The organism is Pseudomonadota bacterium, assembly GCA_027620075.1.
Taxonomy (GTDB): Bacteria; Pseudomonadota; Alphaproteobacteria; order Rickettsiales; family UBA6187; genus 1-14-0-20-39-49.
This window is the reverse complement of record JAQCEY010000013.1, coordinates 1-12604: the sequence shown is the minus strand read 5'-3', so window position 1 is coordinate 12604 and position 12604 is coordinate 1. Positions and strand designations below refer to the sequence as shown.

The 12604-nt window shown below is 37.9% G+C and carries 16 protein-coding genes; 8 read left to right on the top strand and 8 right to left on the bottom strand.

Annotation, left to right across the window (positions count from 1 at the left end; all coding sequences use genetic code 11):
- Both O2942_11415 and O2942_11410 read left to right on the top strand, forming a co-directional pair.
- Entirely contained in the window at positions 1-660 is a 660-nt protein-coding gene (locus tag O2942_11415; GenBank protein ID MDA0782855.1) for an RloB family protein, read from the top strand.
- 322 nt (positions 661-982) lie between these two features.
- Positions 983-1177, top strand: coding sequence for a hypothetical protein (locus O2942_11410; GenBank protein ID MDA0782854.1), 195 nt, complete (start codon positions 983-985; stop codon positions 1175-1177).
- A 65-nt stretch (positions 1178-1242) separates the two neighbouring features.
- Here the strand turns inward: O2942_11410 and O2942_11405 are convergent, their stop codons facing one another.
- A complete protein-coding gene (locus tag O2942_11405) occupies positions 1243-2229 on the bottom strand; it encodes a hypothetical protein (protein MDA0782853.1) in 987 nt (328 codons plus the stop codon).
- A 147-nt stretch (positions 2230-2376) separates the two neighbouring features.
- Between O2942_11405 and O2942_11400 the strand changes: the two genes are divergently transcribed.
- Positions 2377-3162 carry a TPM domain-containing protein gene (locus O2942_11400; GenBank protein MDA0782852.1) on the top strand — a complete coding sequence of 262 codons (786 nt, stop codon included), beginning with the start codon at positions 2377-2379 and terminating at the stop codon, positions 3160-3162.
- Positions 3156-3818 carry a hypothetical protein gene (locus O2942_11395; GenBank protein MDA0782851.1) on the top strand — a complete coding sequence of 221 codons (663 nt, stop codon included), beginning with the start codon at positions 3156-3158 and terminating at the stop codon, positions 3816-3818. Before O2942_11400 ends, O2942_11395 begins: the two co-directional genes overlap by 7 nt.
- Positions 3819-3919: 101 nt before the next feature.
- On the opposite strand, the gene O2942_11390 is transcribed toward O2942_11395, so the two are convergent.
- The 4 genes from O2942_11390 to O2942_11375 form a co-directional block, all read right to left on the bottom strand.
- Complete coding sequence (locus O2942_11390; protein ID MDA0782850.1) at positions 3920-5197, bottom strand: hypothetical protein; 1278 nt, start codon at positions 5195-5197, stop codon at positions 3920-3922.
- 460 nt (positions 5198-5657) lie between these two features.
- Complete coding sequence (gene nhaA, locus O2942_11385) at positions 5658-7109, bottom strand: Na+/H+ antiporter NhaA (GenBank protein ID MDA0782849.1); 1452 nt, start codon at positions 7107-7109, stop codon at positions 5658-5660.
- A gap of 23 nt (positions 7110-7132) precedes the next feature.
- Positions 7133-7447, bottom strand: a complete 315-nt coding sequence (locus tag O2942_11380) for a hypothetical protein (protein ID MDA0782848.1) — start codon at positions 7445-7447, stop codon at positions 7133-7135.
- Positions 7448-7467: 20 nt separating this feature from the next.
- The gene (locus tag O2942_11375) at positions 7468-7821 is read right to left on the bottom strand and encodes a hypothetical protein (protein MDA0782847.1); all 354 of its coding nucleotides are present in this window, start codon (positions 7819-7821) and stop codon (positions 7468-7470) included.
- 150 nt (positions 7822-7971) lie between these two features.
- On the opposite strand from O2942_11375, the gene O2942_11370 reads away from it, so the two are divergent.
- Complete coding sequence (locus O2942_11370) at positions 7972-8148, top strand: hypothetical protein (protein MDA0782846.1); 177 nt, start codon at positions 7972-7974, stop codon at positions 8146-8148.
- 149 nt (positions 8149-8297) lie between these two features.
- On the opposite strand, the gene O2942_11365 is transcribed toward O2942_11370, so the two are convergent.
- The 3 genes from O2942_11365 to O2942_11355 all read right to left on the bottom strand — a co-directional run bounded on the left by O2942_11365 (position 8298) and on the right by O2942_11355 (position 10109).
- On the bottom strand, positions 8298-9188 hold the full coding sequence (locus O2942_11365; GenBank protein ID MDA0782845.1) for an ATP-binding protein: 891 nt from the start codon (positions 9186-9188) through the stop codon (positions 8298-8300).
- Entirely contained in the window at positions 9145-9819 is a 675-nt protein-coding gene (locus tag O2942_11360) for a response regulator (protein MDA0782844.1), read from the bottom strand. Before O2942_11360 ends, O2942_11365 begins: the two co-directional genes overlap by 44 nt.
- Positions 9820-9965: 146 nt before the next feature.
- The gene (locus O2942_11355) at positions 9966-10109 is read right to left on the bottom strand and encodes a hypothetical protein (protein ID MDA0782843.1); all 144 of its coding nucleotides are present in this window, start codon (positions 10107-10109) and stop codon (positions 9966-9968) included.
- Between the two features lie 644 nt (positions 10110-10753).
- On the opposite strand from O2942_11355, the gene O2942_11350 reads away from it, so the two are divergent.
- The 3 genes from O2942_11350 to O2942_11340 are packed head-to-tail and all read left to right on the top strand — an operon-like array spanning position 10754 to position 12023.
- Positions 10754-11026, top strand: coding sequence for a metal-sensing transcriptional repressor (locus tag O2942_11350; protein MDA0782842.1), 273 nt, complete (start codon positions 10754-10756; stop codon positions 11024-11026).
- A gap of 8 nt (positions 11027-11034) precedes the next feature.
- Complete coding sequence (locus O2942_11345; GenBank protein ID MDA0782841.1) at positions 11035-11868, top strand: HupE/UreJ family protein; 834 nt, start codon at positions 11035-11037, stop codon at positions 11866-11868.
- A 14-nt stretch (positions 11869-11882) separates the two neighbouring features.
- On the top strand, positions 11883-12023 hold the full coding sequence (locus tag O2942_11340; GenBank protein ID MDA0782840.1) for a hypothetical protein: 141 nt from the start codon (positions 11883-11885) through the stop codon (positions 12021-12023).
- The last annotated feature ends 581 nt before the right edge of the window (positions 12024-12604 follow it).

Genomic DNA, 12604 nt, shown 5'->3' with positions numbered 1-12604 from the left:
GTGTCTGACCAGTTATTCAAAAAAAGGAAAGAACTTAGAAGGGTTCATGAAGAAAAAGAGCGTAATGAACGAGCAAAAGTATTGATAGTTTGTGAAGATAGCAAGTCTTCTGTTACGTATTTTAAAAATATTTGCAAAAAATATCGTATAATTGGGAAAGTTGAAGTTAGCGGTGATTGCGGTTCTGCCCCTCAGAGTGTTGTTGAGCATGCAATAAAAGTTTGTGAAGAAAAATCATCTGATTATGACGAAGCATTATGTGTTATTGACAGGGATAGGCATGAAAAATTTCATGAAGCAATAGATAAAGCAAGAAGCTGGAAGCCAAAAAAAGGAAAGAGAACCAAATTAAGAACAATAGAATCTTATCCATGTTTTGAGTTATGGCTTCTTATTCATTTTGGGTATACGACAAAATCATACCTTATTTATGATGACCTTCTTCCAGATCTAAATAAAAAACTAAAAGATAATAGATGTGAAGATTATAGTAAAAGCAACAAATCCAATTTTGAAGTTTTTTTTCCATTAACAGATAAAGCAGTTACAAACTCTAACAAGCTAGAACAAGATTCTAAAGAAACTGGTCAAAAAAATCCTTCAACACAAATTCATCATCTCATTGAATTATTGCAGAAAATTCGTGATCTTGAATACTAATATACTCCTTCCCGAAGGGGGAGTTACAATTTTCATTTATATTAAAACAAAAACAATTGCAATACACTACAACATTCTATAGTTTTCTGAATTGGAAGGCGTGTTGTCTTCCGGGGCGTTGCAACCTCTAAATTCAAGGCGGTGTCAAAGCAGCATCGTTAACAAAAAGCTATTTTCTCGACTATGTCGAGGGGATGGCGTTATACAACAGGCTTACGCTAAAAGCGTCATGGTCTTTCCTTGGATAGATTTTGCAAACCCCTCGGCACTCAAGAGCAATCTTAGTGCCGTTTTGTTTAATATGACAAATACAAGGGTAGTTATGACAAAACTTACACAAGAAGAACTAAACAAGGCTATTGCGAAATATAAAAAACAGCATCCAAGAGTTGTTGAGATGCGGTTAAACGGCGATAATAGCCCGCTAGAAAAGTTTGAGACCGAACAACTAGGGCTTGATATAATTGAGACTCTTGAACAAAAGGTAAAAGAACTGCAAAATTCAAAAAGGCTTTAATGAGTTTATATTTGTAGTACGGGTTCTCCGGCAAAGGTAGGGTACAAACCCTGCTAGCCGAGGTGCTATCTTGAAATATTTTGATTTTGTTCGGATTCCGTTCTTTTTTCTAAAACCGATTGGGCATGTGATGTATTAAAATCCGCACCGTCCTGTTGTGAATATTTATTGCTTAATTTCATTATCTGCATTCCCGCAAAGGCGGTCAGATAGCCGTGAAAAAAGCGTGGAGCCATTCCTCTGTAGAATGCCTTTACACCCTCTTCCCGCATTATTTTTGATGCGGTTGAGGCCATTGATACACCTTCATCGCTGCCTAATGACTGCTTGCGTGTCTTAATTACGTCCAGAGGGTTTGTAATAGATACTTTTATTACCGATGCCGCCGCCGCAGAAATCGGCGTTGTATTATTAGAAGAAGACGCACTTTCAGGGTTAAGTTTTTTGTTAATATCATTATCAATTTTGTGAACAACAAATAACGCACTATACCCTACGGCACTTTTCCAATATGACGGAACTGAACCTTTCATCAAAGTTGAACAAAAAGCTTTGGGCGTTCCTCCCTTTTCTTTGAAACTTTCATATATTTTTCCGTAAGTACCTCCGGTTTGTTTGGTTACTTTAGCTAACTCAAAACCGTTTGATAAGGTAACATCTACAGGACCGGTAACTAAAAATGATGCCGCTATATTAGCTTTTTGAGTAGGTTTACCGTTTTCGTCAGTCATTGAAAAAGTATCTGCAAATGCCTGCGGTGCAAGTGTGGTTAAAGGAACCCGCCATGTAGTATTTACTATCTGTCTTGTAATATTAGGGGTTAAGCCCTTATATAAATTCTGCATACCGTTATATGACGAGCCATGCCCGAAAACGTTCCTTGCGGCATGATAAAAATCCTGATTTTGTTTTTGGGCGTATGTTTTTACGGTATCAAGCGGATGACCCAAGGTTACGTTAAAAGCCGACATAGCAGCTCCGTCCATAGTCAGCCGCATAGTTCTTTTTAATAACTTTTCATTTTGTCGGGAATCATCTGTTTTTTTATCCAAGGATTTTTCCTTTAAGTTTAATCTGATATTGATATGATTATCACAATTTAACGGATAAATAAATCGGAACGTTAACTTTAATTTATTAGTTTTTTTATAAAATCAAAAAACTGCTAAAAAGATAAAACGTACAGGATAGGGGTGCTGATGAATATAAGGCTGTGTTTAGTAAATTTGTTCCTGATAGTGCTTATAATAGTTGCTGAGCCGGTATCCGCAGTTGAATTTCCTCAAAAACCTGAAAAAAACAGCTTTTATGTGGATGAAGCCGATATTATACAAAGTTCTCAGGCACAGGAGTTGAACAATATAGCCGCTACTTTGTTGAATGAGGAAAAAATCCCTATAATAGTAGTCACCATACCTTCATTGATAACATATAAAGCGTCTAATATGTCTATAGAGCAATATGCACGGGAGTTATTCGATGAATGGGGAGTAGGTTATAAAGACAGGAATTTCGGTATTTTATTACTGGTGTCTACGGGGGATAGAAAAGCAAGGATAGAGTTTGGAGCCGGCTGGAACAACCAATATAACAATGAAGCTGAAGAGATAATGCAGTCATTGATAATTCCTGAATTTAAAAGGGGGGATTATTCGCTCGGGATATTAAAAGGAGTTAAGGGTCTGGACTCCGTAGCACGAGGACTTGGTCTGCCTAAGCCGACTGTGGCTGATAAGGTTAGTGACATGGGGGGAATGAATATTTTGTTTATGATAATAGGCGGGTTGCTTGTTGTAGCTATTATTCATTCCATAATTAAAGACGGTCGTTCGGGATGGGGGTGGAAGGTACTTATTGCTATCGGTGCTATCATCGGTATTATGTTCTTATTATTGGCAATATTAGGTCGCAATAGTGGCGGCGGCGGTGGCGGCGGGTTCGGAGGTGGATTCGGCGGTGGAGGAGGAGCAACAGGTTCATGGTAAAAAAAACAAAAAATATAAGTAAATTTATAGATGAGGAAGGACAAAAAGCTGTCAAAGCGGCTGTAGCCGAGGCAGAAAAAGATACTTCCGGTGAAATAGTAATAGTAGTTGCGAAAGATTCAGGTCGCTATGATAGAGCTGAAGATATATTCGGTCTATTACTGATAGTGGTTTTTTTCGTGATAGGCTGGAAGTTCACACCGTTCTTTACTGAAAGTAGCCCTGCTTACGGGCTGTTAGCAAGTATTGCTATAGTTATCGCAGGTTTTGAGATAGGTTCGGCGATGGCGACTTATATTCCCGTTCTAAAATTACCTTTCTTGGGAAAAAAAGAAATATTTGAAGAGGTAAATCATAGAGCAAGTGAGTGTTTCTATGAATATGCTATCGGAAATACCAAAGGTGCTACGGGAGTACTTATTTATATTTCTCTTTTTGAACATGCGGTTGTGGTAAGACCGGACAGGTCTATTAATATCAGCCGGAAAAAATGGGATGATATATGTGCTTCTATAGTCAACGGGTTGAAAAATAAAGACGCTGCTAGAGGACTTGTTGAGGGTATCAATAAATGCGGAGAGCTTCTTAAAGAACATTGCCCCTTACAAGGCGATAACCCTAACGAACTTTCCGACAAGATACATTTTAAGTATTAAATAGCAATATTGTACCCCGTTATTGTAACTGTGCGTACCAATTGCAAATGGTAAATTGTCGGTATGAGTATGATTTAGGGATTCGAGCCGGTGTTAGCTAATTAGCGTTTTTTGTTGCTATCCGGGGAAGACTTGTTATAGTTATCTCTCCATGTAGTCGACTCTGTCGAGCTAACACTAAAGTCATCATCCGAATCTCGTTTTACTTCTTTTCGATAAGACTCTCTACCTCTGAATCCTTCTTTGCGGTAGTTAAATTCAACATTAGAAGGTGATTCGTAATTATTTTTTATCTCCGGTGCCTTTTCTTCCTCTTTTTCTTCCTCTTTTTCTTCTTCATTTGAACCTCTTAGACTAGCTACGGGAGGTGGCTTTTTTAAAATACTAATATTTACTTTTTGCGTACTATCTATAGAGGAGGTGCTTCTATTATCATCATCTATGTTCATCGGCATGCTTGCTATGGCTAAAGATGCGTCATAATCCTCAATTCTCTTAGACTCTTTTGCCGCAGGTTTTTTGTCTAATGATTCATTGTCAGGTGTCGGCATTACTTCTGCTTGTGGCGGTGTCTGTTTTCTTTGGGGGGACTCGTGCCGTCTTGCAAGTGCTGCTTTGACTTCTGCAATATTTTGTCTTTGACTAAAGCCTTGTGGTAAGCCGGCATGTGTTCTTGGAGAGCTTGCAAAAGCACCATGCTCACCTCTGATTTGTCTTATTCCTAATTCAACGTCTTCCGGTGAGTTGGAACTTGTTTCATGTTCACCGGTTGTTCTGTTCCCTGAAAATAATTCTGTGAATTGTTGCCAGCCTTCTCTCATTTGTTGGAAGTTTTGTTGCATATCTTGCCGGCTTTCTCTTATGCCTTGGGAAATACGGTTACGAATATGTTCATTAAAATCACCAAAATCAGAAACACATCTAGAGAGTATAAGGCTGGTCATAAGACCTAAAGCTCCGCCTATTTCTGCTCCAACAACGCCGTATTTTATTGAACTGTCGGCGAGATCATCTTCATATTCATCTGATTGATATTCACTTGGAGTTTTAATTATTTCTGCGGTCTCTACGCCAACTCCTATTACAGCACCGGCCAGTGCAGAAATTGTAGTTAACGCACCGGATATTATAGCCGTGTCAGCTATTCCTCTTGATTCCCTTCGTACATTCGCAGTTGCTAAATGTTGATTTGCAATAGGTGCAATCGGAATCCCGTCCTCACCTATAAAATCGTTTTCCGAGTCAATAATTCTTACATCCTGTGCTGTAACAACACTTGCATCATCAGGGATTTGTGGCTGTTCTTCAAGGATTTGTACTCCACCCTCGGGAACGGTTGGAATTAAAGATAAGTCAAAAGGCGGTTTCTTTCTAGGCATACACAATATGTAAATATAAGAAATAGTTAAAAACTTAATAAAGATTCATTATGCCATAAAAATGTGTCGATTTTATTACACACATTAGCTTTTAATATGTTAGTCAGAATTTAATAAAAGGGTTATCACGGCTTGCACTAACAAAGGAGAAATGAACTTGAGAACGAATGCGGTTTTTTTCAGTGTTGAAGGCTATTTGATTAATATTTTGTTCTTTAAAACGGAGAAGTGGACCTATAGCCCCAAGGCAAGAAGTTTTTCTACCCCCAAAAAACGATATTTAAGTCGCCGATATTTCTTTCCATTAGACATAACGTGCAGAAACATTCCACCGCCATCGCCTAATTTCAAGGGTGTATCAGATGTTGCGATGTTTTCGCAGTCTAGGTTTGTAAGATTCATAATTGAATATACCCCTAATATTTTAAATTTGGTTAAATATCATTGGATGTTGTTAGAGTTATGGACTAGTGTGGACGCTCATGGATGTCAACCCGCATTTAAAACTGACCCACTTTATGCGTCCAAATTTGACCCACCTGTAGCGTTGGTTTGGGGTGCTAAAGAAAAACCATCCAATCCCAAGAGTCGCTGAAAGTAACGATGCGGCAATAATTCCAAATTTAGCAAGTTCTATCAGTTCAGGGTTAGACGCAAATGAAAGGTCTGCAATAAATACGGACATAGTAAAACCTATGCCTGCTATCATACCAACGCCTATAACATCCTTAAAGGAAACGCCATCTGGCAGGCTACCAATTTTTAATTTCATACCTATATAACTGAACAGGATTATTCCTAGAGGTTTGCCTATTACTAACCCTGCTATAATTCCCCATGTTACAGAAGATTCAAATGCATTCATTACGGCAACTCCTGATAATTCTATTCCAGCATTAAAGAGTGCAAATAGAGGTAAAATAATAATTCCAATTGGATTGATAAATAATTGTTCCCAACGTTGAAGGGGGGTGGATGCAACTTTCATCGTAGAGTGCATTTCTTCGGCTAAATGATGCTGACTTTCAGAGGAAAGCATAGTATTGTTTTTATCATTGCTACATGCAAATTTACCAAGAATATGCCTACCTCTATCAATAAAATCTCTTTGGCTTAGGTAAGTTTTAGAAGGTATGGTCAGGGCAACCAGTAAGCCTGCAAGAGTGCCATGAATGCCAGACTCGTGTATAAAATACCATAATATTACTCCTAATATGACAAATACCCAGCCATTGGTTATTCCCATTCTGTTTGAGCATACCAGTAATGCAAACGGGATCAGACTTAGTAACAAAGGTGTGTAGTGTAGCTGCTGCGTATAAAATGTTGCGATAACCAGTATAGCACCTATATCATCAAATATGGCTAAAGCTGCAAGGAATATTGAAATACTTGCTGATATACGTTTGGCGAGTACAGCTAGCACCCCAACAGCAAAGGCCGTATCTGTAGCCATGGGAATAGCCCATCCTTGCGCATTATCACCGCCGGAGTTTATCATCAGATAAACGATGCTTGGAAAGACCATACCTCCAATAGCCGCTAAAATTATCAAAGTGACGTGGCGTAAATTATGTAGTTTCCCTGCAATGATGGAACGTTTGATTTCCAGCCCTATAAGAAAGAAGAAAAAGGCCATCAAGCCGCTATTGATCCACTCACCGATTGGCATTGTTAAGTGTCCGCCCTGAAATAGAAATCCCAATTCTATTTCAGAAATATAATCAATTGGATTAAACCATGGGAGGTTAGCAAAAATAAGTGCCACTACTGTTGCAATAGAAAGTAAAAGAGCGGCAGTTGTTTGCTTGTGGATAAAATGCTCAAGAGGAGATAGCATTCGTCCAACATTCTGTTCCAGAATAGTCTGCAAAAGAACGTCCCTTTGGTTTTTATGCTGATGTTCTGACATTTAATATGCTCCGGTAAACACGGCTAGCTTTTCTTCTTTTTTATAGCTTCTTTTCTGGCTATATTCTCATCAAATCGTAATTTGGCAGCATCCTCACCTTGGGCATAATGTGATGAAACATTTGCTATAAACTCTGATGTCTTGCCCCCCATACAGGAAGAAGATAATATTTCAAGTAACTCAGCCAGTGTTATATTCATCCTTATTGACTCAGAAAGCAACCCATGCAACCTGCTGTGTATTTCTTCAGGGTTAGCCCATTTTTCTACCGCATTAACATAATCCTTTATAATTTTATCAAACCGACTGCGTGTGTTATTTTTTGATTTTTGCGACATGATAACCTCCTATTCTAAATTTATACTTTTGTTAAGTAAGTGCTAAAATATTCTTCCAAAGCTTGTTTTAAACCAAGATGCTCTTTAAAACGTTTGCAGAGAATTGCATCATCCTTACAAGACACAGGGCTTTCATCATCCATCCTCTGGTCATCCTCAACGTTTTCATAAATTTCTGCTATAAGGTGATTAATAATCTTTTCACAATGTTTGGCTGAATTTGGCTCTGAAAGTGTGGTGTATTTTACAAGCGTATTAAAATCATGCTTCAATATAGGGTCACCCATCACCAATTTCTTATATTTGTTTTTGATGCTATACAAGGCAACCACCCTAAGTTCTGTTGACTCCTTATTTTGTACAGATTCTTTCATTTTCGTAACTCCTAATTGCATAACTTAATATTAAGTATATCTAATTAGCCTTAAATGTAGCTGAAGGCTACCTTCAGCTTGGTATAAGGTTAAGGGTTTATATTGCGGCACTTAAGAAATAAATTTGACCTATAGGAGCAAGAGGTGAAATTGAAAATAATACTAGCAGTGGGGGCGGTGGTAATAACAGAAGGGCTGTTCATTCTAACCCAACGCTCTGATCTGGCGGATATGGAAGGACCTATGAGTTTACTTCCTACTGAAAAGTCAGATGGTAATCCTGAAAATCAGAGTGACAATGATGACGGCTATATACCAGCTATTTAGATTATAAAATTTTAACTAAAGGTAATAAAAATGATGAACAAAATTAAAAATCTTGTAAAAAAACTTATCAGCAAATGCTATTGTAGAGATTCCAAGAAAGAAGATAAAAATACCAAGATGGTAGAAAATAAAAAGACAAATAAGAATTCTTAATTGGCGAAAGTAACTGTTACTTTCAGCCCTCCTGCTTTAGTTGCTTTGCCGAGTTTTAATTTTGCATGGTGCAAATCGCAAATTCTTTTAACTATAGAAAGCCCTAAACCACTACCTGATCTGGAATCGTTTCCAGTTTTTTGGAATCGTTTTAGTACTACTTCATACTTATCCTTTGGAATACCTGAGCCGTTATCTATTACACGTAGAAGAATCTCCTTATTTTTTGATTCCACTTTCACACGTATTTTACCACCATCCGGGGTATAGTTTATAGCATTGCGAATCAAGTTATGCAGTAATATAGAAATGTTTTCTGCGCTGGCTAAAATATAAGCATTATTCCATGACTCTATTATAAGCTTAATATTTTTTGCCTCTGCCACACTCAATAATTGGGCCACAACATGTCCGGCTAACTGACCGATATTCACCCTTTCCATAGACAATTCAACTCTATCACTAGTAAGTCTTGCCAGTGTGAGCAATTGCTCAATAAGACGTTCATTCTGATCTATTGCCAATAAAATATTCTGATGTGCTTTCTTTTGTATATCAGGGTCATCCGTGCTCATAGCAATTTCAGTTTGCAGGCGGATACCTGCTAGTGGTGTTCGTAATTCATGTGATGCATTGGCAGAAAAATCCTGCTCATGTTGTGAACGTTCTTCAAAATAGGAAACCAACCTATTAATAGCATTAATAAGCGGGCGAATTTCTTTGGGTGCGATTTTTTCATCAATAGGTGCGAGTGTTTCAAATATACGCTTCTCAATATCACGTGATAACTTTGCAATATTGCGTATGCGTCGTTTTTCCACCAGGTTATTAAAAAACCATTTTTTAATTGACTGCAAGGCGATACCCCACATATTTGATTGTTTCAATAATGTCTTTTCCGAGTTTTTTGCGCAGTTTGGAAACATGTACCTCTATGGTGTTACTCTCAATTTCCATGCCCCAGCCGTACATGCTGTCTTCAATTGCCTGTTTAGACAAAACCGCGTCAGGCTTCTCCATTAACAATTGTAAGATAGCAAATTCTTTCGGGCCTAAAGGAACATCATTACCGTCTTTTTTGACTCTCTTAGTAGCAGGATTAAGTTCAATATCACCCACATTTAACAAGGGACTCGCTATTCCTTCACGACGGCGGTGTAAAGCACGGATTCTGGCTTTTAGTTCATCTAGCTTAAAAGGTTTTATCAAATAATCATCAGCACCTGCATCTAGCCCCTGTACTTTATAGTTTACTTTATCATAGGCGGTGAGCATGAGAATGGGGATGCCGTTCTTATTAGCTCTGATTTCCGAAAGTAAATCCAATCCCGAACCATCAGGCAGACCTATATCCATTAATATCATGTCATATAATATCATGTCATATTCATTAGTCTTTAAAGCCAGCTTTGCCGATTCTTTATCTTCTGTCCAGTCTACTGCGTATCCCTCAAGTTGAAGCGCAGTTAGGAGGCCGTCACCAATGATTTTATCATCTTCTACTATAAGTATGCGCATATATTTTCCTTAAGTATAATGTCCAAATTATATTATCCATCATTTGTGTTAAGCCCAGCTGAAGCCTAGAGTTAAATAAGAAAAAAGCCAGCCATAAATGACCGACCTTTTTCTTATTTGCTACGTGCAAGAAATTCTAATCAATATTATTTCTTAGAACTTTGACCACCGGGATTATTGCCTTTATATTCAGGTTTTTTGTCTGAATTATCAGCTTTCTTTTCGTCCTTTGGTGCTTCTTTAGCTTTATCGTTAGATTGTGGTTGGTTTTTGTTTTCATTAGTTGACATGATACGTCTCCTTTAAAGGTTAAAATACAAAAAAGGAAAAGAGAGACTTTGCAACAATAAATGTATTAAAGTGATTGTGTTTGTTGAAAGTCAATTCCTCTTGCCCTCGTTATTAACCTTTATAGGCATCCAACCTGAAGCCCGGCTGAAGGGAAAGAAGGACTTTGTTTAAGAAGCCTTATGCTTGTAGTAGCTTTTTGCTACTATGACTGAGGATAAACTTTAGTTATTTAAAAAACTGAAGTAAAATATTAATATCAAAGTGACCTAAATTTGTAGCATAATTTAAATTGAGAAAGTGTATATATTCACCAGTGTTATATTTTAGTGACGTTGGCTGGGGAAATGTAGCCAGTTTCAAAACCTCTATATACCTCATTTTTATAAAATTTCAAAAGAGAAAATAAAACTCTCTGCTATCTAAGTCACATGACCTAACCTACTGACTTTCAGCAATATTGTGTGTGACCTTAGGTTCGAAGCCCTTCGCCATACCTGTAGCAGGATTCGAACCGAAAAAACATCAATTACAAAAAAGATAGAATCTAAATTTTTATACTCACAAGAGATCTTAGTTGACAACAACCTATCCCCCCCTATAGGTTATAGTAAATATTTTATAAAGCAATGAACTGGTTAAGATTATGGGACATACACACACAAGTCACCCAGATATTATTAAGCGTTTAAAGAGAGCTAACGGACATCTGGCTAAGATTATTACCATGATTGAAGAAGGTAAGCCGTGCGTTGAAGTGGCTCAACAGATGCAGGCGGTATTTTCTGCTGTTGGCAATGCAAAGACAGCTTTTGTGCAAGACCATATTGAAGGCTGCATTGAGCATTCCGACCATGAGTCACCTGCGGAAGTTAAAAAGAAAATGAAAGAACTAAAAGAAATTACCAAATATTTATAGGAGTCATAATGAAGGCACTGTTTTTTACAATTTGTATCTTCCTGTTAACCAATCAGGCTTTTGCACATGGTATGTCTGAAGCCGATAAGCAGAAAATCCTAGATGCCGGATACTGGGAATATCTTGAACTTGGTGCAAGCCACATGCTTACTGGCTATGACCATTTATTATTCCTATTTGGAGTAATCTTCTTCCTAACCAAGTTTAAAGATATTGTTAAGTTCATTACCGCTTTTACTATCGGTCACTCTATCACGCTTATATTTGCAACACTTTATGGCATTCAGGCTAATTACTTCCTTGTGGACGCTGTAATCGCGCTTACTGTTTGTTACAAGGGATTTGATAACCTCGATGGCTTCAAGAAGTATTTTCAAGTTAAAGCTCCAAGCCTTGTAGGAATGGTTTTTGCATTTGGTCTTATCCATGGTTTTGGACTTTCAACTCGCTTACAGCAACTTCCATTAGGTGACGAAGGTATCGTATTACGTATCTTGGCCTTTAACGTCGGTGTTGAGGTTGGTCAGATTGTTGCTCTTAGTGTTATGTTGTTTATCCTTTCAGGTTGGAGGAAAACAGAATCATTCAAGCATTTCAGTAATGCATCTAACGTCGGTCTGATTATCGTTGGTTTCCTGCTTCTTCTTATGCAGTTACACGGCTACGAGCACACAAAATATCCAGATGATTATCCGCTAAACAAAGATGATCACTACCATGTGCACAAGGAAATGGATGCGGCAAATGCGCCTAAACCTTCTGCGCTGGAAGGATATGAGAAGAAAATTCAACTTGCACCTACCGCTCACGACCATGGTGACGGTAATGTTCACACCCATTAATAAAGGAGTTATTTATGGATAATGAAACTAAATCAAACATTAAAATTGCCGTTATCGCTATTGTGATTATGGGCTTGGTATTCTTTGGATTAAAGATGCATAACGCTAACGACACTCACTCACATGGCGGTGGACAAGTACATAAAAACCATTAATTAGAGAAATATTATGAAAAAAATCCTTTCACTTTTTGCCGTTATGGCAATGACATCACAGCTTGCCTTCGCTCATGGTGGTGGATTACACGTGATGAACATGACAAAAAGTCGTATGAGATAAAGCAAAGGCAACAACAGATAAACAAACAACTTACTAACTTTGACGGTGCAGACGAAGAGTTCGCAAAAAGCCTTACACTGTTGCTAGACCTTATTCAGAACGCCGGCTTGTTATTTAGAAGTTCTAACCTTGAGCAAAAGCGCAAGCTTATCAACCTAGTGTTCCAGAACTTATCTTTGAAGGACGGAAAGGCGCAGTATACCTTGAAAAAACCGTATGAATTGTTCCTTGATGAAGCAAAGTGCTCTAAATGGCTGCAGATATGGGATTCGAACCAAGGGCTTAAACCTAGCCGTAGCCAATGTAGACTTTTTTTGAGCAAAATAATTTTATACTACAATTCATGCTACAAAAAATCGTGGTTGTAGGCGATTATTGGCGAATAATTACGGACTAAAACGGAATATGGGTTTGCTTAAGCCTTTGCTATAAAAGGCTTTAACGAACTTATGCGAAC